Source organism: Paenibacillus sp. J31R120 (genome assembly GCF_056269225.1).
In genome coordinates this window covers 402440-424536 of record NZ_JBWDNN010000001.1, presented here as the reverse complement: position 1 = coordinate 424536, position 22097 = coordinate 402440, and the positions used below count along the sequence as shown (strand labels likewise).

The 22097-nt window shown below is 49.9% G+C and carries 22 protein-coding genes; 10 read left to right on the top strand and 12 right to left on the bottom strand.

What is annotated here, in order from left to right; translation table 11 throughout:
• Positions 1 to 7 precede the first annotated feature (7 nt).
• Positions 8 to 886, top strand: a complete 879-nt coding sequence (locus AC0YNW_RS01900; protein WP_475830550.1) for a helix-turn-helix domain-containing protein — start codon at positions 8 to 10, stop codon at positions 884 to 886.
• 232 nt (positions 887 to 1118) lie between these two features.
• Here the strand turns inward: AC0YNW_RS01900 and AC0YNW_RS01895 are convergent, their stop codons facing one another.
• The 6 genes from AC0YNW_RS01895 to AC0YNW_RS01870 all read right to left on the bottom strand — a co-directional run bounded on the left by AC0YNW_RS01895 (position 1119) and on the right by AC0YNW_RS01870 (position 5884).
• Positions 1119 to 2210: a polysaccharide deacetylase family protein gene (locus tag AC0YNW_RS01895; protein WP_387472200.1), complete on the bottom strand. Its 1092-nt coding sequence runs from the start codon at positions 2208 to 2210 to the stop codon at positions 1119 to 1121.
• An 84-nt stretch (positions 2211 to 2294) separates the two neighbouring features.
• Complete coding sequence (locus tag AC0YNW_RS01890; protein WP_475830549.1) at positions 2295 to 3047, bottom strand: hypothetical protein; 753 nt, start codon at positions 3045 to 3047, stop codon at positions 2295 to 2297.
• Entirely contained in the window at positions 3047 to 3742 is a 696-nt protein-coding gene (locus AC0YNW_RS01885; protein ID WP_387472205.1) for an ABC transporter ATP-binding protein, read from the bottom strand. The genes AC0YNW_RS01890 and AC0YNW_RS01885 overlap by 1 nt, the downstream gene beginning before the upstream one ends.
• 1 nt (position 3743) lies before the next feature.
• Positions 3744 to 4127, bottom strand: coding sequence for a GntR family transcriptional regulator (locus AC0YNW_RS01880; RefSeq protein ID WP_387472207.1), 384 nt, complete (start codon positions 4125 to 4127; stop codon positions 3744 to 3746).
• A gap of 40 nt (positions 4128 to 4167) precedes the next feature.
• Positions 4168 to 4929 (bottom strand): ABC transporter permease, encoded by a 762-nt coding sequence (locus tag AC0YNW_RS01875; RefSeq protein WP_475830548.1) that lies wholly within the window; start codon positions 4927 to 4929, stop codon positions 4168 to 4170.
• Complete coding sequence (locus AC0YNW_RS01870; protein ID WP_475830547.1) at positions 4922 to 5884, bottom strand: ABC transporter ATP-binding protein; 963 nt, start codon at positions 5882 to 5884, stop codon at positions 4922 to 4924. Before AC0YNW_RS01870 ends, AC0YNW_RS01875 begins: the two co-directional genes overlap by 8 nt.
• Before the next feature lie 263 nt (positions 5885 to 6147).
• Here AC0YNW_RS01870 and AC0YNW_RS01865 point away from each other — a divergent pair, with 263 nt between their 5' ends.
• The 4 genes from AC0YNW_RS01865 (at position 6148) to AC0YNW_RS01850 (ending at position 11514) form a co-directional block, all read left to right on the top strand.
• The gene (locus AC0YNW_RS01865; protein ID WP_475830546.1) at positions 6148 to 6861 is read left to right on the top strand and encodes a response regulator transcription factor; all 714 of its coding nucleotides are present in this window, start codon (positions 6148 to 6150) and stop codon (positions 6859 to 6861) included.
• A 15-nt stretch (positions 6862 to 6876) separates the two neighbouring features.
• On the top strand, positions 6877 to 8307 hold the full coding sequence (locus AC0YNW_RS01860; RefSeq protein WP_475830545.1) for a sensor histidine kinase: 1431 nt from the start codon (positions 6877 to 6879) through the stop codon (positions 8305 to 8307).
• An 80-nt stretch (positions 8308 to 8387) separates the two neighbouring features.
• Positions 8388 to 9143, top strand: a complete 756-nt coding sequence (locus AC0YNW_RS01855; RefSeq protein WP_475830544.1) for an ABC transporter ATP-binding protein — start codon at positions 8388 to 8390, stop codon at positions 9141 to 9143.
• Positions 9144 to 9147: 4 nt separating this feature from the next.
• Entirely contained in the window at positions 9148 to 11514 is a 2367-nt protein-coding gene (locus AC0YNW_RS01850) for an ABC transporter permease (protein WP_475830543.1), read from the top strand.
• 92 nt (positions 11515 to 11606) lie between these two features.
• Here the strand turns inward: AC0YNW_RS01850 and AC0YNW_RS01845 are convergent, their stop codons facing one another.
• On the bottom strand, positions 11607 to 11909 hold the full coding sequence (locus tag AC0YNW_RS01845; RefSeq protein ID WP_475830542.1) for a WGxxGxxG family protein: 303 nt from the start codon (positions 11907 to 11909) through the stop codon (positions 11607 to 11609).
• 179 nt (positions 11910 to 12088) lie between these two features.
• Here AC0YNW_RS01845 and AC0YNW_RS01840 point away from each other — a divergent pair, with 179 nt between their 5' ends.
• The 4 genes from AC0YNW_RS01840 (at position 12089) to AC0YNW_RS01825 (ending at position 17354) form a co-directional block, all read left to right on the top strand.
• Positions 12089 to 13318 carry an ABC transporter substrate-binding protein gene (locus tag AC0YNW_RS01840; RefSeq protein WP_475830541.1) on the top strand — a complete coding sequence of 410 codons (1230 nt, stop codon included), beginning with the start codon at positions 12089 to 12091 and terminating at the stop codon, positions 13316 to 13318.
• Positions 13319 to 13334: 16 nt separating this feature from the next.
• Positions 13335 to 14651, top strand: a complete 1317-nt coding sequence (locus tag AC0YNW_RS01835; RefSeq protein ID WP_475830540.1) for an extracellular solute-binding protein — start codon at positions 13335 to 13337, stop codon at positions 14649 to 14651.
• A gap of 63 nt (positions 14652 to 14714) precedes the next feature.
• On the top strand, positions 14715 to 15992 hold the full coding sequence (locus AC0YNW_RS01830) for an ABC transporter substrate-binding protein (protein ID WP_475830539.1): 1278 nt from the start codon (positions 14715 to 14717) through the stop codon (positions 15990 to 15992).
• A 69-nt stretch (positions 15993 to 16061) separates the two neighbouring features.
• Complete coding sequence (locus AC0YNW_RS01825) at positions 16062 to 17354, top strand: ABC transporter substrate-binding protein (protein WP_475830538.1); 1293 nt, start codon at positions 16062 to 16064, stop codon at positions 17352 to 17354.
• A gap of 68 nt (positions 17355 to 17422) precedes the next feature.
• Here AC0YNW_RS01825 and AC0YNW_RS01820 read toward each other — a convergent pair whose 3' ends face one another.
• The 5 genes from AC0YNW_RS01820 to AC0YNW_RS01800 all read right to left on the bottom strand — a co-directional run bounded on the left by AC0YNW_RS01820 (position 17423) and on the right by AC0YNW_RS01800 (position 21144).
• Positions 17423 to 18124, bottom strand: coding sequence for an LrgB family protein (locus tag AC0YNW_RS01820; RefSeq protein ID WP_475830537.1), 702 nt, complete (start codon positions 18122 to 18124; stop codon positions 17423 to 17425).
• Positions 18096 to 18464 (bottom strand): CidA/LrgA family protein, encoded by a 369-nt coding sequence (locus AC0YNW_RS01815; RefSeq protein ID WP_475830536.1) that lies wholly within the window; start codon positions 18462 to 18464, stop codon positions 18096 to 18098. Before AC0YNW_RS01815 ends, AC0YNW_RS01820 begins: the two co-directional genes overlap by 29 nt.
• 192 nt (positions 18465 to 18656) lie before the next feature.
• Positions 18657 to 19538, bottom strand: a complete 882-nt coding sequence (locus AC0YNW_RS01810) for a hypothetical protein (RefSeq protein WP_475830535.1) — start codon at positions 19536 to 19538, stop codon at positions 18657 to 18659.
• A gap of 191 nt (positions 19539 to 19729) precedes the next feature.
• The gene (locus AC0YNW_RS01805) at positions 19730 to 20122 is read right to left on the bottom strand and encodes a rhodanese-like domain-containing protein (protein ID WP_387472239.1); all 393 of its coding nucleotides are present in this window, start codon (positions 20120 to 20122) and stop codon (positions 19730 to 19732) included.
• A 98-nt stretch (positions 20123 to 20220) separates the two neighbouring features.
• Positions 20221 to 21144 (bottom strand): NAD(P)-dependent oxidoreductase, encoded by a 924-nt coding sequence (locus tag AC0YNW_RS01800; protein WP_475830534.1) that lies wholly within the window; start codon positions 21142 to 21144, stop codon positions 20221 to 20223.
• Between the two features lie 348 nt (positions 21145 to 21492).
• Here AC0YNW_RS01800 and AC0YNW_RS01795 point away from each other — a divergent pair, with 348 nt between their 5' ends.
• On the top strand, positions 21493 to 22071 hold the full coding sequence (locus AC0YNW_RS01795; RefSeq protein ID WP_475830533.1) for a hypothetical protein: 579 nt from the start codon (positions 21493 to 21495) through the stop codon (positions 22069 to 22071).
• Positions 22072 to 22097 lie beyond the last annotated feature (26 nt).

Here is a 22097-nt window from a genome sequence, read left to right as displayed (position 1 = left end):
CGATTCTATGACGTACTTTCCCGATTATTTCAAAACTTATCCCAACATGAATACGTCAAGCCCCCTCCATATTAGCTTGAACACGCTGCCCAGAGGCTTCCGGCCTCATCGTCACGACTTTCTGGAATTCTCTTATGTCATGGACGGCACGGGCTCCGAAGCGATTAACGAGAAGAAGCATCCGATGTCTCCCGGCACCTTCACCTTTGTGCTTCCTTATCAGGTCCATGAAATCTTTACGACGGAGGGCAGCCAGCTGCAGCTGTACAATTGCAACTTCAGCATGGAGCTTCTGATGGAACCTGGAACAGGCGAGGGCCTGCACACGCTGATCGATCTGGGAGGCGATATTCCCTACGTTCAGCTTAACGGCGCGGAGAACGAGCGCATGAAGGGCCTTATTGAAGATATGTACCGCGAATATCAAGGCCATCAGCCCTGGAGGCAAACCATGATTCAGTTGCGTCTGAAGGAAATACTCGTGCTGTTCGACCGGGCGCGCACCCGTTCCCAGCCTGACATAACAGAGACCTCCTCTTCCAGAAAGGGAGCCTCCCTATGGCCGATCATCCATTATATTCACAAACATTACCAAGACGACCTTGCCTTGTCCGACCTGGCAAAGCAATTCTCCATGAGCATGTCCCGCATCAGCGAGCTGATCAAGGAGACAACGGGGCAAACGTTCGTCCATTTTCTGCGCGATCTTCGCATCCGGCATGCGTGCGGCTTGCTCGCATCGACGGACATGAGCGTAACCGAGATTGCGATGGAAGTCGGCTACGGGTCTTACAAAACGTTCTCGCGTGTATTCCGCGAGAGCCGCGGCCTCGCGCCCAAGGATTATCGCAAGCTGAAGGGCACTCAACTGCCACAGCCGCATTAAAATAAGCCGCATCCATCCGGCCTCACGGTCGAATGAAATGCGGCTTATTAGCGCTAACGATCAACTTTCCCAATTCACAATGATGCTTACTGTCATTACCAAGACGAATATCACATACAAGACGAGTGAAATAATCCGGATCGTCCGTCTGTTCATACCCCCGCTCCTCCCAGGTTCGCATCGGTCCTTATCTTTATCCTATGCGGGCCATGACAGTTGCGGAGCTTGTTTTTTACAAATCGCCCAATCTCTCGGAGACCAGCTCGGCCTTCCAATCCAACTGCGTGCACATTTGGAGCAATCTGCGGATATCATGGCGAACCTCGATTCGCTTCAGCCCCGCTGCCTGGGCTTGTTCTATGGCCCATCTCATCATATAGACAAGCGTATCCGCTTGCGCTTCCTTGGCGCCATGCTCGTGAATAATGAGCGTATCTCCGCTTTCATACGCACGGGCATAACCCCAGTAAGACCCTTCAAATTCACGAGCGCCAAACCATTCCCGCGCTCCGCGTGACGGAAGCGGCTGCTCCAGCTGCTCTTGCCACTCTTCGATCGTAGATGCGCTGTTCACATGGCGCTCCACGCCCCATGATGCCACCTGCGCGGTCAGCTCTGGCAGCACAACGTCAACCGAATACCAGTCTTGCGGCGGATATTCGAGCGTCTCAGGCACGTCCACCATGATCTTCCAGCTTCTATAAGAAGGCTTGACGCCCAGCGATTCCATCATGGTCGGCATGCTAACAGCCCTCAGCTCTTGCTGCTTCGCGACATCGCTGATCAGCTTAAGTGAACCCGGCGATCCAATCGCGATATCGTTGCTGTGCATAACAACAATCGTGCCGTTCTTCAATTCGGGAATGATCACCTTCGCGATCGCTTCGGCAGAAATCCCCGACCAGTCAAACGATTCTACGCCTTCGATATCGACATATCCCGCTTCGTCAAGCCATTGCAGACGTTCATCGTCATAACTTGCATAAGGGAACCGCATGTAAGCGGGACAAGGCAAGCCTGTCGCTTCCTGATAAGCCAGTTCAACCGCTTTCAATTCCTCCATGAAAACATGCTTAGGGATTTGCGCCATACGGCGATGATGATAGGAGTGCGGTGCCAGCGCATGCCCGCGCCGGATGATTTCTTTTGCCCTCTCGGGGTAACGATCCATCCACTCGCCTGTAAAGAAAAACGTCCCGACTGCTCCCTCTGCCTCTAGGGCATCCAGCCATATGCTGATCGGAAGACGGCCAGGTCCGTCATCAAAGGTAAACGCGTAATAACGGTCATGTTCCGTTCCGCTCATTATGATTGTTTCGTTCAAGCTGTCCCTCTCCCTTGAGATGAAATCAATATTTTCAGCTTGATTATAGCCCAAGGGAGTGGACAATGCTATCCTGTTGCAAGACTATAGTTTGATCCTACGCTCAATCAGGTAGATAGTACCATAAACCAGGCAAAACAATACGCCAGCCTCAAATGCAAGCGTCAACCACTCAATGGAGTTAAAGGAACCGAAGGTCAACGTCATGCTCCCGTTGCCGGACTCAATTGGACTGAGACGGATAAAGCCGTATACTTCGCTCGTCGAGAATAGAATATCCTCCAGCCATGGGATGATCGTAAAGATAAGAATACATACGATGATCCCGAGGAATGTCCCGCCCTTGCCCTCCACAATTCGCGAGAAGGCCATGCAGAAGAAGATGACCATCGTCGTAAAAACAGAACCCCATATAGCTAATACGATGGAGATTGCGATTTCACCGGCTGTCAGTTGTTCAATGAGCAGCCGCAAAAACGATGTCTTGTCGTACAGCGAGGAAAAAACGGCATCAAATGCTGCAAACAGCAAGAACAATACAATGGTTAATCCAAACATCAACACAAGAGGCGATGCGATCGTATAAATCGTCGGAAGCGGCAGCAACCGTCTGCTGTAAGCTTTGATATTGGCCATGAACGTCTGGCAAGCCATCAAAAAAACGAGTAAGGCGCTAAAGAAAAAGAGCATGCACGCGATGACAATAACGAATTGCTCATTCCATCCGTTCCTCCAGCCTACAACTATATTGACGATTTGCGCGACGAGAAGAATAACAAGTCCCGCCAGCGTCATCGTCGCATTCCGCTTCCAATCGTATTTCAGCAGCTTAAGCATTAAGCATACACCTCTTTGAATAAGTCAACGACGCTCTTGCCGTGCGTCATCCGTATTTGATCCACTTCTTCATGCAAGGCAAGCTGTCCGTTCTTAATGAATATCACCTCATCAAAAATTCTCTCTATATCCGTTACTAGATGAGTCGAGATAATCAGGCAGCTGTTCTCGCTATAGTATTGGACTATCGCGTCCAATATCTTCTCCCGGGCGACGGGATCTACGCCTCCGATCGGCTCGTCTAGCAGATACAGCTTGGCGTTGCGGGAGAGCGCCAGCGTAAGCTGAAGGCGCTCGTTCATCCCTTTCGACAGCGACGTGATCTTCTCGCGATCCGCAAGTCCCATGAACGAGATCATTTCCTTCGCCTTGGCCATATCAAAGTCGGCGTAAAAATCCCGATAGAAAGAGATGGCGTCGCGAACGCGCATCCACGGCTCAGTCAGCGGCTTATCCGGCATGAACGACGTCATCGCTTTGGACTGCAGCCCAATGGGTTCCCCGCATATCCGCGCCTCGCCGGAAGTGGGATGAATGATACCGGAAGCGATTTTCATAATCGTTGTTTTGCCGCTGCCGTTGCTGCCGAGCAGGCCAATAATGCGGCCGGCTTCGGCTTTGAACGAGATCCCTTCAAGCGCCGACTTGGAGCCGAATCGTTTGCCAATGGATTTCATCTCCAATATGGGCTCCATTCTACGCTTCCTCCTTGTCTTTATCCGGCTGTACGGCGCCCTCGACGAGTGCTACGATATCGTTCTCCGCGAAGCCCAGTTCTTTCATTCCGCTGACGAAACGGCCCAGCAGCTCTGATGCCATCTCTTTTTTCATTTGCATGATTGTCGACTCCTCATCCGTTACGTAGCGGCCCAGGCCGCGCTTCGTTTCTACGATACCTTCCCGCTCAAGCTCCTGAAAGGTGCGCTGGATCGTATTAGGGTTGATCTGCAATTCGGCGGCCAAGTCCCGCACAGATTCAATCTTGTCGCCGGGACCCATCTTGCCGATGACGATCTGCTTCTTGATATAATTCATGATCTGAATGTAGATGGGGGCATTATTATCGAACTCGATAGTCACAATGGGCCATGCTCCTTTTACGATGCCCTGACTCATGGTACTAGGACACATCGCGTTTTCTGAAGATGAAGAAACTTGCAATCAAGAATACAATGAGATAGACGGCGATAACCGACGCCGAGAACGTAAGCGTCATGCCTTGAGGCATAGTCCCGCCATTCTGATAAACGGACAGATCCACGTTCGGGAACAGCGTATACTTGATAAAGGCGTAGCGGTTAAGCAGCATCGACAATATTCCGCCCGCCATAACGCAGAACATGGAGATACCAACTGTAGCGCCGCTCGATTTGGTCAAGACGCCCACCATAAAGGTCAGTGTAACAAAGGCAATGGTATATACCGCCAAGTATAGCGTATTTTCTCCAATAAGGGACCAGGTCTTGGCATCCCCTCCGCCAAAGCCAAACACAATAAAGCCCGTAATAAACGCCATCGCCAGCGTAGCGGCGATTAGCACGATGGAGAACAACAGCGTGACGGCATACTTGGATGCCAATATCTTCGAACGGCTCTGCGCACGGATGAGCAGCAGCTTGATCGTACCCATCCGGAACTCCGAAGGTACAACGTTGGCAATTGCAATGATAGCAATCAGCGGCAAGATTTGTCCAGCGCCCATCATCGATCCGAACAAGGCTGCAAAGTCAAACGCACTATCGATTCCGCCCATCGGGTAGCGGTGAATGAAATACCCGCTTATCCCCAAAAAGAGCGCCATAATGCCAAAGTACACATAAAACGATTTCTTCTTATATAATTTGATCCATTCGTTCGTAAGCAAAGCTCCAAAGTTACGCAATGCGGTTCCCCTCCGTCCATTTCATAAATTCATCTTCAAGCGTTGATTTCATCTCTTCAATCCGGTATAGCCCGACGCCGCCGCCAGCCAGCGAGGCAACAATCTCAGGAATATCCTCATGACGAATCGAAAGTGTGATGCGGTCCACTCCCGCCTCTTCAATCGCTTGCAGACTATCGATCTTAAGTCCGTTCAGGATACCTCTCGCCTGCTCCGTATTGGACACCTGCAGCGCAAGTCTGACGGAATTGCTGTCTTGTTCCTGCTCTCCTCCAATCGATCTGACTGTGATGAGCTTGCCCTCTTGGATGACAACGACCCTGCTGCACATCAGCTCCATCTCGGAGAGCAAATGGCTGGATACCAGTATCGCAATGCCTTCCTTCTCCGCAATGCTCTTCATATATTCGCGCATCTCGCGAATACCCGCCGGATCAAGTCCGTTTGTCGGCTCATCGAGGATAAGCACGGACGGACGATGCAGAAGCGCCTGCGCGATGCCGAGCCGCTGTCTCATGCCTAACGAATAGGCTTTAACCTTTTTGTCCAAAGCATTTTGCAAGCCGACCAGCTTCGTAACCTCCTGAATGCGGGCTTCCGTCACGCCTTCCGACATTCTGGCGTACTGCTTCAAGTTATCCATGCCGGTCATGTACGGATAAAACTCCGGATTTTCAATAATGCCGCCAACATGCCGGATGGCCCGTTCAAAGTCGGTGCGGACGCTATGTCCTCCGATATGCACATCGCCTTCCGTCATGCCGATCAATCCTACAATCATGCGGATCGTGGTTGTCTTGCCTGCTCCGTTAGGCCCAAGCAGCCCGACAATCTCGCCCTTGGCAATCTGGAACGACAAGCCGCTAACCAATGTTTTGCTGCCGATCCGCTTCGTCACACCGTTTAACTGAAGAACGGAAGTTTGCTGTCCTTGCCCGTTTTTCCCCGTGTTCATGTGTTTTCTCCACTCCTATTATTGTTCTCTTTGTATTAGCGTATTAGTGTTATATCTGAATAGTACACTAAGACATTAGTATTGTAAAGAGGATTTTTTTCGCCAGCTCATCGATAGCACATTTGCGATTAACGTTTCCTCGCAACACTATTCCATCGTTTATGCTCTCCTCACTCGATAAAGGTTCCCTTTTGCTTGTCGATCTGTAGGGATCGATATATACTCGATTAGAAATTACATGAAGAATATGGGGGTTATTGCCCATGAATACGAACCGATCCATTCTTATTATCGAAGATGAACAAGATATCTCACGTGTGCTGAGAGACTATCTGGTAAAACAAGGCTTTGCCGCCGATACCGCAGACAACGGCGTAGAAGGCATGCGCATGCTGGCCGCCTCCGCTTACGATTACGTCATTCTCGACATCATGCTGCCTGATATCGACGGCATTGAGCTGTGCCGCCGCATTCGCGAGAGCAGCCAGGTGCCCATCCTGATCTTAAGCGCGCGCGACAGCAACACGGACAAGGTGCTTGGACTCGGCTTCGGCGCGGATGACTATATGACGAAGCCCTTCTCGCTAAGCGAGCTGGTTGCACGGATTCAGGCGCACTTCCGGAGATACGACAGCGTAGTAATGCCAAAACAGCCAGCCGGAAGCGCCCTTCAAGCAGGTCCGATTACGATTGACCGCAAGTCTTACCGTGTGACGCTGCATGAGCAAGAGGTGTCCCTTTCTGCCAAGGAATTTGAGCTGCTCTACCACCTCATCAAACATCGCAATCAGGTTTTTTCCAAAAACCAGCTGCTGGATGCCGTGTGGGGGTACGGTGTCTACGGTGACGAAAACACGGTTACGGTGTACATACGCAGATTAAGAGAAAAGCTCGAACAGGACCCGTCTTCACCTAAAATGCTGAAGACCGTATGGGGAGTAGGGTATAAATTCAGCGAGGCTTTCGATTCGGAATAGAGGAGCTGCTTGAGAATGAATCCGTGGATTACAAGATGGCTGGCCGCTACGCTCTTGTGCTTAGCAGCCCTGGCAGGCAGCGCTATTTATTTGCTTCAGACCGGGCAGCCAGCCTCCCAAAGAGAACAGGATGCGCTTGCTCAAACCGCCAGAGTGAAAGTTAATGAATTGCTGCTATATCTGGAGCGGAATATGCATGAAATCCGGACAGGAATCTATGACGAAGAGCTTGCGATGCTTAGCCGGAACGGTGAAATCGACGTACTTGTGCTCGCATTGGACGGAAGCGTCTTATTCGACTCCACAGGCGAGGCAAATATGGCTTACAACCCGCGACTGCTGCTAACGTACGATCGACTCGCAAACGATGAAGATTCCGGGCGCTACAACATCGCGTACCCCATTATAGATGAACGGGAGGATACCCAAATCGGGAACGCGATCTTCTCCATGTCCCGGCTCTCCTTATCCTCCAGCCTTCCATCTCCAGTCTGGTTCGCCAGCACCCCCTATCTCCTGCCTGCTGTCCTGGCTATCTTATTGGCAGGGCTGCTCCTTCTTATGGCCTGGAAAATGCGCAATCGCATGATGAAGCCGCTTCTGAAGCTTAAAGATCATTCGGAGCAAATTCTTAAAGGCGATTACGGTGAGATAGCGAAGCATGATAAACAGGACGAGATCGGAGAGCTTTACGCTGTGTTTGACCAAATGAGAGCGGAAATCAAACATTTGGACACTAAAAGAATGGAGCAGGATCAGGCGCGCAAAGAGCTGATTACGAATATTTCGCATGACCTGAAAACGCCCCTGACCACCGTCAAAGCTTATATCGAAGCCATTCGCGAAGGCGTATGCCCCGACATGGAATCAGTCATGGCCTATGTCAACGTGATGAAGACGAACACGGACAAGATGTCTCGGCTAACGGAAGATCTGCTCCTGCATGCGCTCCAGGATCTGGGTCAGATCTCCGTCCACCTGCGGGAGCAATACAGCCTGGCATTATTCGAAGATATGATAAAACCGATTGCGCATTTCGCCCGGTCAACCGGCGTAATCATCCATGAACCCCGATCGATCCCGGATGTGCTGATCTCCGCGGACGCGCAGCGGCTGGAGCAGGTCATCGGCAATCTGGTCATGAATGCTCTGAAGCATACGAAGCCCGAAGATACCATTCGAATCGAAATTGAGCGAACTGCGGATGACCTCGCCGTTACAATCGCGGATACAGGCGCGGGCATCTCACCGGAGGATATGCCATTCGTCTTTGAACGTTACTATCAAGGCCGCTCGAACGGAGCGGAATCCGCTCTTCCAACCGATGGTTCGGGACTGGGGCTATCCATCTGCAAGCACATTGTGGAAGCTCATCACGGCATGATTTCCTTCCGCAGCGTTCGGGGAGAAGGCACCCGATTCACCTTCACCATACCGGTTCTGTAAGGATTTATTCATAATTTGATAAGGGGATATTCACGTTTGCTCTCTATACTGACTTTATCACCAACTAGGAGGGTTAACCGTTGACCAAGCAAGCCATCATACAAGCTTCCCATCTGTGCAAGACGTATACGACCGGCAAAGAAAATTATCATGCCATCCGTAATTTGGATATCGACATCTACGAGGGAGACTTCACCGTCATTATGGGCAACTCCGGATCAGGTAAGTCTACTCTTCTTTATCTGCTCAGCGGCCTCGACCGGCTAACGGCGGGAGAAGTCACGTTCAAGGGAAAGCGCATTGACCAATATAACGAAAAGGAGCTTGCCAAATTCAGAGCGGAGCATATCGGCTATATCTATCAGAGCATCAATCTGGTGCCGGATCTATCGTTCATCGATAATGTGGCGCTGCCCGGTTATGTGGCAGGGAAATCGAAATCCGCCGTCAAAAGCCGGGCGCTGTCTTTATTGAAAGCCATGGGCATCGAAGAGCAGCAGCACCGGCTTCCATCCCATACATCCGGCGGCCAGCAGCAGCGGGCGGCTATCGCTCGCGCGCTCATTAATGAACCGGATCTTCTATTCGCCGATGAGCCGACAGGCAGCCTCAATTATGCGCAAGGTGTCGCGGTGCTCGATATGCTAACGGAGCTTAACCGCCAAGGCCAGTCCATCGTGATGGTCACCCACGACATCAAGGCGGCATGCCGTGCCGATCGCTTCATCTATATCCGGGACGGCAAAGTAGGCGGCATGCTGGAGTTCGGCAAATATGAGCCTGCAGATACAGCCCACCGCGAACATCTTATTTTTTCGTATGTATCGGGGGATTAACGCGATGATGGCCATTTATACGCTTTGCCTAGCCCAGCTGAAACGAAAAAAACTGCAAAACATCCTGACAGTCTTGCTTATTATGCTCTCTACCCTGCTAATGTCAACCTCGATGATCCTGCTGGCGAATACGGATAATGTCTTCCTGGATATGCACGACAGAACCAATGGCTCGCATGAGCTGCTCCTGCTCGACCAAGGCATCCATCCTCCAGCAGACGTCCAGCAGTGGTGGTCGGAGCAAGCGGGCGTCTCCACTACGCCTCTGCTGCCCTATCAAACCATAAGCAAGGTGTCTATGAACGGCAACGTCATCTCTAACGTGTTCATCTATTTAATGGATACGCCTAACGTGCCTATAACGGTTGACCGTTTATTGGTTGCACACGGCGAAGAGAGCACCCAGCCAGCGCCAGGCACCATCTGGCTGCCGTCCTCGCTGGCAAACAAACAAGGCATTGAAGTAGGCGACCGGCTGGCGTTCGAAAGCGGCGGCCGCACGTTCGAGCTTTCCGTCAGTGCGATTGTCATTGATCTGCCGTACGGAGCGCCCTTCTCCACTTCATCCCGAGTCTGGATGAATCCGGCCGATTTCAAGAGCCAGCTCACAAGCGTTGCAGGCGACAGCTATATGCTGGGATTGCGATATGATGCTGCGGCAGACCGATCCGCGTTATGGGAGCAATTCGAAACATCGCTGAACAGCCCGTATATCGAAACCAAGCTGACTTATGAAGAGATGTCTTCCTTCTATTTCATCTTGAACAGGCTTATCGGCTACCTGATGATTGCGCTTGGTGCGACGATGCTGGTTATCGCTCTTCTTACAATCGGCTTTACGGTATCCGACGCCATCCTTACCCAATACCGCTCAATCGGCATTATCAAATCGTTAGGCATGACGTCGAACCGGACGCTAGCCGTATTCATGATGCAATATATCCTTCTTACGGTAGCTGCTGTCATCCCTGGACTTGCTCTAAGCGGCCTCATATCAGGTTTTATTATGGACGGGACCTTGTCCAATCTGAGACTGGATCAAGAAGGCCCTGTCTTCCAAGGAGGCGCCATGCTGTCCATCGGACTGCTTGTGCTGCTTCTCGTCAGCGCTTGTACCTTTGCCATCGTCAACAAATCCCGCCGCATCATGCCTGCACAGGCGATTCGTTACGGCATGTCAGAGGAAGACAACGCCCGCTTCAGCAAAAGACAGGCCGGATGGTTCCGGCTCGACCGCTTCTCACCTTCTACTGTGCTGGCGTGGAAAAATATACGGAGTCATCAAAAGGGCTCCTGGCTCATCTTCATCATCACATGCGTAACGGCCGCTGCGCTATCCTTCGGCTATACGCTAGTCAATAGTGTCGCTTCGATTGATCAGCGCGCAGGCGAATGGGGATATGATTCCTCGCATATAGCCGCCATCGCCATCAATCCTGCCTCCTTCTCCAGGGAGACGCTTAACGAAGCTCTGGCACAGGATAATCGAATCCGGTCATTCGCCTGGCTTTCGACGGTGAACGGTGTAGTCGTAACAGACAGTCCGATCAATATGAATATCAGTGTGCTGGATGGAAGCTTTGAGGAGACAGGACTGACTACTATCCAAGGCACTAATCCTCAGCTGCGCAATGAAATCGCGCTTGGCGTTAATGTAGCCCGGCAGCTGAATGTGGGTATCGGTCAACACGCAGAGGTCTACATCCAGGGCGTGAAGCGAACCTTTGTCGTATCCGGCATCTATCAAGCGATCGCCAATAAGTCCTATTCGGCGCGCATCTCGTCAGAAGCCATTCTTGATGGCAAAGGCGTCTCCAGCTTTAAGCCGGACACGGCATTTATTAACGTATTCGATTTGGAGCAGGCGGACAGCGTTGCCTCTGAGTACAATGAGCGATTCCAATCCTCGATGACGATTGTCACGCAGAAGCAGCTGCTGGATTCTGTCTTCAAGGAAGCGACAGGTTTGCTGCTTCTGCCGTTGGGCTTTATCGCGCTGCTGTTCATCGCGGTATCGGCCATTATCATCTACAGCACATGCAAAATTCAAATACGCAAAGAAAGCAAGACGTACGGCATCTACAAAACGATTGGCTGGACCTCGTCCCGTATACGATTATCCATCCTGAGCGGAATTGCTGGCTTAGCCTTTGCGGGCGCTATCGTCGGTGTTCTTACCGGAATTTTCGTACTGCCCAGCTCCATTGAGTCGCTGTTGCACGGTTATGGCATCCTATATTTGCCCATCGTGCTGGATTGGACCGGTATCGCCATTGCCGCATGCTTAAGCCTCATACCCGCAGCACTAGGCTCATGGCTGTCATCATCGCAAATCGCTTCTACCTCGCCTCGCAACTTAATCATAGACTAGGCAAATTGCGAGCAAGCCCTACAACCTATTAACAAAAGGAACCATCTGTTGCCGATAAGCGGCCAGATGGTTCCTTTTGTTCAGTCGTGGAGTTATGACTCTTCACGGTTCCTTCGTCTGAGCCCGGTCAACCCGAGCAAACCCAGCAAGCCTAGCCAGTTCCAATTGGGTCCCTTATCTGCCGCCGGTACGGATGTCATATGGTACGAATTCAAGTCTGAGCGTTGCTGGTAACCGGGACTCCGCAGTGCCTTTGCCCGCTCCGCTTGCAGCTGCATCTGCCTCACTTCCCTGGTTGTAGCGCCCGTGTCCCCCTCTGAACTTGCCGCATAGACAGGCGCTGCGACTGCAAGCATAAGTGATAAGCCGATCATATACAGCTTTAGCCTTTTCATTGGCAACCTCCACCTTCATATGGATATGCTCCTTAGCTTTCCTCTAATGGCAGACGCTATACACCATCTAGCATGATGCAACTGGAAGTTGACTGCATCAAAAACCAACTTTAGTATATAGTTATACATAAATTGCTACATCAGGAAGAAAATCAATGTAGTTAAGGGGGATTTACATCTTGCAATCATTACGTTTTATCGCACTTATGCTCATTGTCTCCATCATGGCCTCAGGATGCTCGCAAATCTCATTCAAGAAAGAGAAAGAAGTAGAATTGAAGATTTTCACGAGGTATGCCAGCGGCTACGGCTACAATGAGCTGATACAATTGGTTGAAGCCCGTTTTCCAAACATCAAGCTGAACACCCTTGTTCCCAAAGAGCCTAACGCCAGCGATGAAGATATCGTGGACTTGATTCTCGCGGAGAAGCCAGATCTCTATTACAGCTATGATCCTGCTAATTATACGGATGAGATTGATTTAATCGACCTCTCGCCCATTATGATCAAAGACCAAAACCAGCTAAGCGATATTCAACAGACGCTGTACAACCAAGCACTCGTCGATAACGGCAAGATCACGCAGCTGTCGCCTACCTTTAGCATGCCCGTCGTCTATATTAACCGCAGTATGCTCCAAGACAAAAATGTAGCCGAGCCCGGTCCGACCTGGACATGGGATGAATTCAGAGAAATAGCCGTGCAAGCGACTGACGCTTCGCTTCGTCGATATGGCTACGAGTTGAAATATTTCAACTGGTTTACCATTCTGGAATGGGCGGGAAAAGTGAACGGTCTATCCATGACAGATAACAATGGCCGGCTTATTCTGGATCAGCCGGAATGGGAAGCTGTGGCGATGCAAATTGCAGAGGATAACGTAAACAGCGTCATCCGCCAAACGCATATGAGCGAGGATAACGGAGAAACCGTTGCGCTCAAAGTTTCCATGTTGAACGACATCTTCCAAGAAATCGGCGATGCGCAATACGCGGATAAATGGCTGATCGCGCCTATGCCATATTTGCCAAGCAATGGCATGACCACCCCTTATTTCTTGCTTGATCCATTCGCCATCGACAGCCGAAGCGAACATGTGAACGAAGCGTCCCAAGTGATCGAATATTTAATGAGCAAGGATGCGGCGCCTGATCTGGCAGCCAAGCTTCCGCAAAGCTTCCTTATGTTCCCCGAATACAACAATACCGGCGAAATCTCAATTGATCATTTGCTGACCAGTCAAGGCACATGGGTTAGGGACGACTACAGTAGATATTGGGAATCAGTAGGACAAATCAGCAGATTGATCGATGATGAATTTAAAAGCTTAACCTCCGGTAACGTCAGCATCGATAATTTCTGGGCTAACATTGTTAGAGCTGCCGAACAAATCAATGCGGAGCTATAAGCGTGACCGTCTTGTCATGAGGAGATATATTTCACTGCTGTTGCTCGGTATTCTGCTTACCGCTGTGGCGTCGGCTTGCTCGAATGAACCAAAAGGCAAAAAAACCGAACCCGTTACCCTTAAAGCGGCAGTGGCATCCGAAAGCCAATTCGCCAAATTCAAAGGTTATTTGGAGGAGAAATTTCCGCATGTGACATTTGACGTCATCGGTGTATTGGATAGAGCTCAAGGAGAGATGATCGATCTGACGCTCAGGCAGCCGGAGGATTGGACCAAATTCCAGGAGCTGAATCGTTCCATTATCGAAGACGATCAACCGGACTTTTATTTCGGATACATCCCTGCCCCATATTCTGATCAGGTAGAGCTGGTCGACCTTAATCCGCTGCTTCAATTCAACCAGGTCACGCTGAATCCTGTTCAGCGCAGCCTCTTCGGATTGGACCAGTCGTTCGACAAAAAACTGGAAGTCATATCACCCACCTACATCAGGGATTTGCTCTTTATAAATCGAAAGATGTTCCAAAGCCATCATATAACAGAGCCCTCGTCGCATCTGTCCTGGGATCAATTCCGGCAGCTGGCGGAACCGTTCGCGAGCCCCCCTGTACAGTCGGGGTATATGCTGCCTTCCGTTGACCTTATCTCCAATCTGTACAGAATTTCTAATGTAATAGGACTTTCTGCCGTGGATGAGAACGGACAAGTGGTGATCCACCAAGAGCCGTGGAGAGAGCTTGCAAGACAACTCGTCGGCGATCTGAAGAACGGAACCGCCAAGCTGGCCAGTGCACCAACTTCCGAAAGGCCATGGTCCCGAACCGCGATGTACATGGGATCGACTGCAGATCTTCACAAATTTGCATTAGGGAATGAAAATCCGGAAGACTGGACCGTCATGGCGTTTCCTTATTCTCCTGAAGCATACGACAGCGGATTCCATATGAGCGAGATCTTCTCGATCGACAGTTCCAGCCGCTATATTAATGAGGTTTGGGAAATACTCGAATATCTGCTTGGTGAAGAAGCTGCAATGGACATTACAAGCAGAAATCTATCTACTTACGCAGTAACATATACCGAACATATCTTATCCAGCGGACTCCAGCTTGATGTGTTGAATCAAATAGGAGACCGGCCCACCAACGCGAAGCCTTCGTCCCCCAGCCGATTATCCCGTTCTGGCAATACGGCGTTATTTCAAGCGTTGAACCGGCAGTTAAACCTTGTCGTGAACGAAGACATTGGCCTGGACGAGGCTTGGGACCAGCTTGAAGTGATCGTCAATGAAATGAACGCGAATCCGGCTAATTTCGAGAATAATTCGGAATAAACAATTGTTCAATACCCGCTCCGGCGACACAGATTTTTATCATTGATAGATAGGGGGATAGAGATGAGTAAAAGAACCGCATATTGGATTTCTGCTGTATTGATTGCCGCGCTTCTGCTGCAAGGCTGCTCAGCTATTGGGATTGGAAAGAAAGAGAAGCAGAACATCACGCTCAAAGTGATGGGGCAAACCGATCTATTTACAAGAATGATGCCCCTATTGGAAGAGAAGTTTCCGCATATCAGCTATGAGATTATCGATCCAATGATTACGTTAAAGGTAGAGAAGATACCTGTGGATGGATGGAACAATCGTATTGCCAAGATGATAGAAGAAGAAGATGTCGATCTGTACGTGAATTATCCGCCCGCAAATTATCTCGCAGATTTCCCGCTCGTAGATATGGCTCCGCTGCTGACAAGAGACCGTATCCAGCTGAATGACATCCAGCAATTGCTCGCTGACACAGCAGGAGGCAAGGACGGCAGAATCATTGAGCTCTCCAATGCCTTCAACCGGAATGTACTATTCATTAATCGGAACGTTTTCCGCGAGCTTGGCGTCCCTGAACCGCAAAGTCCCATGACCTGGGAGCAATTCCGTGAGTCAGCCTTGGCGCTGCAAGAGAAAGATGCAACTGTACACGGCTATGTCTTGAACGAGACATGGATGCAGCCTTTCTATTGGGTCGCGGATCATATCATGGGCTGGAAACAAATCGACAACGGACAGCTGCTCATTACAGGTCCCGAGTGGCGTGAGTTATTCGAGCAGTTATACGAGGACATGATGAAAGAATCGTTCAAAAGCCTTGGAGCCAGTCCAAAACGTGACCCGCAGCTCTCTGGCATGTATCTTACGTCTGCCTCCTTCGTCCACCAATTGTTGGTTGAACAAAAAACGACCGAAGACTGGACAATTGTAGAGCTGCCAAGAGATCCGTCACATACTCAAATGACGCCTTTCGCAGCGACCAGCAGGTATTCCATCCATGGCGAAAGCAACTATACCGAAGATGCTTGGGCAGTCATCTCTTATTTAATGAGTGAGGAAGCAGCGGCCCGCCTCGTAGAAGAGCGTCTTGTCTACGGCTTTGTTACTTATCCGAATCTGATGTCGATCGGGGATTACCCTATAGAACCCATCACTGCCATCAACGGAGAGCCTTGGTCCCCTGCTGCTGAGTCATTAACCGAGGACGCCCATCGCATCTTGACCGATAGCTTTAACGGAAATTTTGAAGCGGCGGCCAAGGGCATGCTTACCTTCGATACCGCATGGGCGAGCGTCGAGAAAAAAGTGCAAGAGCTGAATGCCGATCCGAACTCATTTGAACAATAATTTTGCAACTATTCCATTTGATGCTGTGTTCTATAGGTGGAGACCCCATTTGACGGGAGGAATCATTTCATGAAGAAGGTTTGGAAATGCGTGCCGCTTCTGCTGCTCGCTGCACTTCTTATGCAAGGCTGCTCCAGCATAGGTATTGGATCAAAGGATAAATCCAAGGTTACGTTAAAAGTACTGGCATCATCCAGTCAATTCAACGCGTACGTGCCATTATTAAAGGAAAAGTTCCCTCATTTGTCCTTTGAGGTAGTGGATGTGAACGGCAAGCTGCGGGAAGAGAATACACCAGCGACTGAGCGGGAAAGTCGTGCGGTCCAAATCATCGAAGAGGAACAGCCCGATCTCTACTATAGCTTTTCGCCCGAATACTATACGGAGGAATCCAGACTTGTCGATCTGTCCCCCCTGCTGGAGCGGGATCACGTTCAATTAAATGAGATTCAGCAGCAAGTTGTCGCCTCTACGATTGATTCGGAGGGTGTGCTGACCCGCTTATCCCCATCTATTGACCGTTACGTGCTCTATATCAACCGCAAGCTGTTCCAGCAACACCATATTGCAGAACCAACCGCTCCTGTGAGCTGGGAGCTCTTCCGCGAGACAGCTCTAGCCTTGAAAGAAAAAAATCAGAGCTTATCCGGTTACGAAATGAGCGCTTCCTGGTGGTCCTACTATCCTATCCTCGTAGGCGAAACGATGATGGGACTCCGCTGGATTGAGAATAGCCAATTAACGCTGGATCGGCCGGAATGGCGGGCTATAACCGAGCAGCTTATCGAGGATTACAGCAACCAAGTCAGCAAAAATGACGGCTATAACCCTGACTTTAAAGAGCGCTCGCGTACAGGCATGTTCGTAGAGAGAGCGAGCTACGTCCACAATCTGCTCTCCAACAACGCCACGGCTGAAGGCTGGTCTATGATTGAATTGCCGAAAGGACTAGGATATACAGGACCTGCCCCTTACTTACTGACTGCTGCGTTGTCGCTGGACAAATCGAGCAAGCATATCGATGAGGCATGGGAAATAATCGTCTATCTGATGAGCGAAGAAGGCGCATCGTTGATCAGCTCCCATTCCCTGTCGAGCGGCTTCGTCACCTACCCGCAATTCGTCAATATCGGCGACTTCCCCACCGATGTGATCTACCAGTCGGAAGGCAGGGCCGCCCCTAAATCGGTCGAAACGCTGAAGCAAGCCGCTTACCTGCAATTTGATAGCATTTTGCAAAAGCAATTAGGCGCTGCGGCTTCCGGTTCAATCACCTTCGACCAGGCATGGACCGAAGTCGAAAACATCGTCCGCGAGCTGAACGCCGATCCGGCGAATTTTATAACGAGAAGCAATGGCTGAACGAACAAGGGACGCTTAAGGGCAAGCCGTAATGGCTTACCGTTAAGCGGCCCTTTCGATTAGGCTTGCTACGTCGACAGCATCCACCAGTAGACAGGCAGCATCAACAACGTGGAGATGATGCCTGCGGCTGCCATTGCGAAGCCGCTTACGCTGCCCTGCAGCTCGGAAGTTTCCATCAGGCGCGCAGTCCCGATCCCGTGGGAGGATGTGCCGATGGCAGCTCCTATGCCGATATCCGACTTCACGCCGCATAGCCGAAGAAATGTCGGTCCCGCCAAGCTCCCGAATAGCCCGGTAATAACTGATATGGACGCTGCCAGCTCCGGAATGCCGCCAAGCCGTCTCGCAATTTCCATCGAGAATGGTGCGGACGATGACTTGGCAATAGCGGAGAACATCAGCTCCATGGAGGCGCCCGTCAAATAAAAGAGGCCAGCCGTCATGCCAGCTGATACGATTGCGCCTAGCGTAATGCCTGTCATGACCGGAGCAAGCTTGCTTCGGATAAGCGATGCATGCTTGTATAACGGCACGGCTAGCGCAACTGTCGCAGGACCGAGCGCCCAACTGAGCCACTCGCCGCCGATGCGGTAGTCCTCATATGGAATGTCGCTTATGAGCAGAATCGCAATAATAGCGGCAGCCGTGAACATTAGCGGGTGTACCCAGCGGTGTCTTGCCTTCAGTTTGACTGCACCCCAATATAAACTGATGGTCAGCGCGATACCCAAAACCGGACTATGCAGAATGGGACTCAGTAGCGTCATGCTGTTCCCTCCTGACAGGCCAAAGCTTAATCGCAAGTCCTGCTGCCAGCATCGTCACCAGCGTGCCGAACACAATGCTGGAGCCGATCGCCAGCCACTCCGACTGGATCTGCTTGGTGATGACCATCGTACCTACAATCGCGGGGGCAAACAGCAAGCCCATATGCCGTATTGCGATCTTAGAGCTTGCCTCGACCCACTCCAGCTTGATCCATCCTAGAAACAAAGCGGCTGCAAGCAGCCCCAGCCCGATTACATTCGCAGGCAGTGGAATGGACAATCCCTTCTCCAATGCCAAACCCATCAAATGAAATGCAATAAAAATGGCGAAACCCCTCATCCGTAATTCCCCTTCTCGTTGTCTGCCTGATCTATTTATTGTAGCAAGGATAAGCATGCGTCAACACCCCTTCGCTTTACATCTTCATTCCAGCGAATGGACTTTTTCCCCTAGACATGAAAAACTTCAGACACGCACGTCGGCGAGCCTGAAGCTGTTTTCCATTCCATTCCTAAGTCATATTCTGCCCTGCTATCTTCTTAATTGAAACCGCTGAACCAGCTCTTCCGTATCCTCCCACGGAATCGGCCGTATCCATTCGCTTTGCGTAAGTAGGCTGTCGATCTGGTCTGCTCTGACGGTCCATGTTAACGGGATATCCGCCTTTGCCGCATACCCCGCAGCGAAATACACTTCAGGACCGGCTCCCGTCAAGTCGGCCAAAATATAATGGCTTTCAGCGAGTGCTTCAAGCAGCTCGGAATCTTGCTTGCGCAAGCTCGACGGCAATAGCAGGCGGGTATCGTAGCCGCACTGCTCAAGGCCCGGCAGCAATTGAGCTGACCATTCCAAGCCAATCTGCTCGTCTCCGACCATGACGCTGAACAGCTTGCGCTTGCCGCCTCCCGAGAAAGCCGCCGCCTCGCTCCAGCCCTGATCCGTCAGCTTCAAGATGGAGCCTTCTCTGACAAGCAGTTCCGTCTCCCGCAGCTTCTCCATAATATAGACAAACTCCTGCAAGTTCGTGGAATACGTCAAATTGTAACTTTTGGATAACGGATGCAAATTAACAGGCTCCATTGCCGCTTCCGTCCGGCGGTACAAATATTGGAGAAGTCTCTTCTCCTTCTCCTCCGTCGTCATCGGGATATCGGGATCGACCATCATCTCTTCTATCTTGCCCGGTGTAAGCAATAGTCGCTCCCCATTCTCGGCCCGCTCGCGAATATAGGCCGATACGATAGGCAGCACCTGCCGTTTCTTGGCGTAGGAGAACGCCTGGATATGCGAATAAGCATCTTTGCTCAAATGATAATACGTAGTGGGCGCGCACATGCACCCCGAATAACGATCGAATTCTTCATCCTGTTTCATATCAATCAGTTCGTTGCAAAACAAACAATGTTTCTTCATTCCTGTTCACCTCTCTTATACCCTTCGGAGAAGATCGACAAATTGAGGGCATCTCTTCAGTTCCAATTCCTGTATGGAGAGCTCATCATCAGAAACAGCCTCAATCTGGGATGTTACCGATCCGTTAAAAAAGCCTTCCTAAGTGGAAGGCTTAAACATGTGTATGATTGGCAGCTCATGATAGATAGGCCTTACTTCTTAGTATTCAAAGGTCCGCCCCATGCCATAATGCCGCTCGATAGATGCCCCATATTGCGATAGCCCAGCTTGCTCAGAATTCTCGCTGCTTTCCTGCTCCTGAGACCGCTTTGACAATAAAGGAGCACTTTGTGGTCCTTCGGGACTTCCGTCAGCTTGTCCTGCAACTGGGACACCGGAATGTTGACTGCATTCGGAATATGGCTAGCTTGATATTCATGAGGCTCTCGGACATCAATGAGCAGTGCATCTGTATGATCGACCAGCTCTTGCTCGAACCGGATCGGACTCATATTTTTCAGTCCCCTTGCCGTTCCGAATCGGTTCCATAAAAAGAAGCCTATCACCGCTGCGATCAGAAGATTAATGATTGTTGCGCTATCCATGCGTTATCCTCCGTCTTGATGTTGTTGTTCGTTTTATCACCTTGCTGCAATACGCTCGACATATACCCCTAAGGGTATGAAACAACTATAAACTACCTCTAGTTAGGAGTCAAGGCGGGGCTTTTGGGTGTCAAGTAAGAAATAGCTCGCTGAATCAATTGTTGATTCATTAATCTGATTGTCTCATCCGTATAATACGCCAAATGAGGCGTACAGATCACATTGGGCAACTGGGAAAGCCTCGACTCGGTTACCGGCTCTTCTGGAAATACATCTAATCCCGCCCCATACAGCTTGCCCTGCCGGAGCGCATCTTCCAATGCAGCGTAATCCATTAATCCTCCCCGAGCCGTATTGATGACGATCGCTTGCGGTTTCAGCAGATTAATCATGGTTTTCGTCAGCAGCGGACCTGTTAGCGTTCGAGTAGAAGCATGCAAGGTCACAATATCTGCTTTGGCTAGCACATCTTCCAGGGGGAGTCTGCCTGTTTGCTCTGCATGATCCTTGTTTCCGGAGGCAATTACAATATTCATGCCTAATGCATGACCTAGCGTTGCGACTCGTTCTCCGATTTTGCCGTAGCCGATGATGCCAAGCGTTTTACCCTTCAACTCATAGCTGGGCCGCAGCCCCTCTCTCCATCTCCCTGAGGCGACATTCGTATGATAAGGAAGCAGTTGCTTGGCAATAGCCAACAGCAAAGAAATCGTATGCTCCGCGACCGCTTGCACGCCCATTTGCTCAATGCCTTGAACAAGGATGCCTTGCTGCTGAGCTGCAGCTTGGTCAACATAATCCGTATTGTGTGCGCGCACGCCGATATAACGACAGGCGTCCATAGTGGATATAGCAGCAGCTGTCAGCTTGGAATGAACCAGCGCCAGCTCATATTTCGCCAGTACATCGCCTTCTAGCTGCTTGAAATCCACTGTCTCTACTCGAAAATACTGCTCTAACCGCTCTCGCTCAGATTGCTGCAATTCGATTACAGAATCTACCGCGCATAACGATTTGCTCATGCCCAGGCACCTCCCTTTTTTCATTATTTCAACTTACACCTCTTCGTTGTATATATCTGTATATTTATATAAATTTATCATTTTGTCGATATCAATGTTATACATTAGATTCTATTTTGATTATAGGGGAAATTTAGGATGGACTACAGGCGATTAACTTTAATTACTTTATTCGCAGGGTTAATAGGATGGCTAGCCATATACATACTTGCCCACTACACATTCATTGGTATTTTTGTAGCTCCTTTGTTTACCATCGCTCCTTATGCCAGTCTCTTATTTGCGATTATTATGTTCTTCATGACGAGAAAGTGACTTTCGGTCGAACGGCTCCTCGCTGTTCTCTTATTGTTGCCGATCCTGCTTTCGGCGGTAATACCCCGAATAAATCAACAAATCGATTTATATAAAACGCCTACCGATGCATTAATTCGATCTTATTTTGAATCCATTTATTACTCAAAACTCACAGTCATGGACCTCACTGATCCTCTCGTGGAGTATAGTAATCAAAATAAAACGATGCTGGTCAATATAAAATTAATACCTGAGCTCTTTCTTCAAGATATTGAAGCTCGTGAAAAACGAAATACTCAATCTCAATCCGACCATTCACGTGCTCAATACATAATGAATAGATTAACGACTCCATTTATTTGGCGTCCCAGAGAACTAAAAGAATATACCCTCAAACCTGAACATATCATTGTTCACGCTTACTGGGGCAACGAAATGTTGATGGAAGTTCACTTTCAGAAAATAAATAAAGAATATGTGATTATACCTCCATTTCCTAATCTAAGTTTAATTGAGGAAAATGCTCAGGGGTATTTACTGGTTCAAAAAGATGATACCTTCAAAAAAATAAAAGTTTATGATAGCGAAACAGAAAGTTCCGATATTAAGATTGATTTAAAGGTGAATTGATGTTCGTTAACGCCCTTGTCCGTACT

What these genes read in the sequence shown, in the direction of transcription:
- AC0YNW_RS01900 (WP_475830550.1), top strand. Translation starts at nt 8, where the DNA reads ATGACGTACTTTCCCGATTATTTCAAAACTTATCCCAACATGAATACG.
- AC0YNW_RS01890 (WP_475830549.1), bottom strand. Translation starts at nt 3,047, where the DNA reads ATGCTTAAGCTGCTGAAATACGATTGGAAGCGGAATGCGACGATGACG.
- AC0YNW_RS01885 (WP_387472205.1), bottom strand. Translation starts at nt 3,742, where the DNA reads ATGGAGCCCATATTGGAGATGAAATCCATTGGCAAACGATTCGGCTCC.
- AC0YNW_RS01870 (WP_475830547.1), bottom strand. Translation starts at nt 5,884, where the DNA reads ATGAACACGGGGAAAAACGGGCAAGGACAGCAAACTTCCGTTCTTCAG.
- AC0YNW_RS01865 (WP_475830546.1), top strand. Translation starts at nt 6,148, where the DNA reads ATGAATACGAACCGATCCATTCTTATTATCGAAGATGAACAAGATATC.
- AC0YNW_RS01860 (WP_475830545.1), top strand. Translation starts at nt 6,877, where the DNA reads ATGAATCCGTGGATTACAAGATGGCTGGCCGCTACGCTCTTGTGCTTA.
- AC0YNW_RS01850 (WP_475830543.1), top strand. Translation starts at nt 9,148, where the DNA reads ATGATGGCCATTTATACGCTTTGCCTAGCCCAGCTGAAACGAAAAAAA.
- AC0YNW_RS01845 (WP_475830542.1), bottom strand. Translation starts at nt 11,909, where the DNA reads ATGAAAAGGCTAAAGCTGTATATGATCGGCTTATCACTTATGCTTGCA.
- AC0YNW_RS01835 (WP_475830540.1), top strand. Translation starts at nt 13,335, where the DNA reads ATGAGGAGATATATTTCACTGCTGTTGCTCGGTATTCTGCTTACCGCT.
- AC0YNW_RS01830 (WP_475830539.1), top strand. Translation starts at nt 14,715, where the DNA reads ATGAGTAAAAGAACCGCATATTGGATTTCTGCTGTATTGATTGCCGCG.
- AC0YNW_RS01825 (WP_475830538.1), top strand. Translation starts at nt 16,062, where the DNA reads ATGAAGAAGGTTTGGAAATGCGTGCCGCTTCTGCTGCTCGCTGCACTT.
- AC0YNW_RS01820 (WP_475830537.1), bottom strand. Translation starts at nt 18,124, where the DNA reads ATGACGCTACTGAGTCCCATTCTGCATAGTCCGGTTTTGGGTATCGCG.
- AC0YNW_RS01815 (WP_475830536.1), bottom strand. Translation starts at nt 18,464, where the DNA reads ATGAGGGGTTTCGCCATTTTTATTGCATTTCATTTGATGGGTTTGGCA.
- AC0YNW_RS01810 (WP_475830535.1), bottom strand. Translation starts at nt 19,538, where the DNA reads ATGAAGAAACATTGTTTGTTTTGCAACGAACTGATTGATATGAAACAG.
- AC0YNW_RS01805 (WP_387472239.1), bottom strand. Translation starts at nt 20,122, where the DNA reads ATGGATAGCGCAACAATCATTAATCTTCTGATCGCAGCGGTGATAGGC.
- AC0YNW_RS01800 (WP_475830534.1), bottom strand. Translation starts at nt 21,144, where the DNA reads ATGAGCAAATCGTTATGCGCGGTAGATTCTGTAATCGAATTGCAGCAA.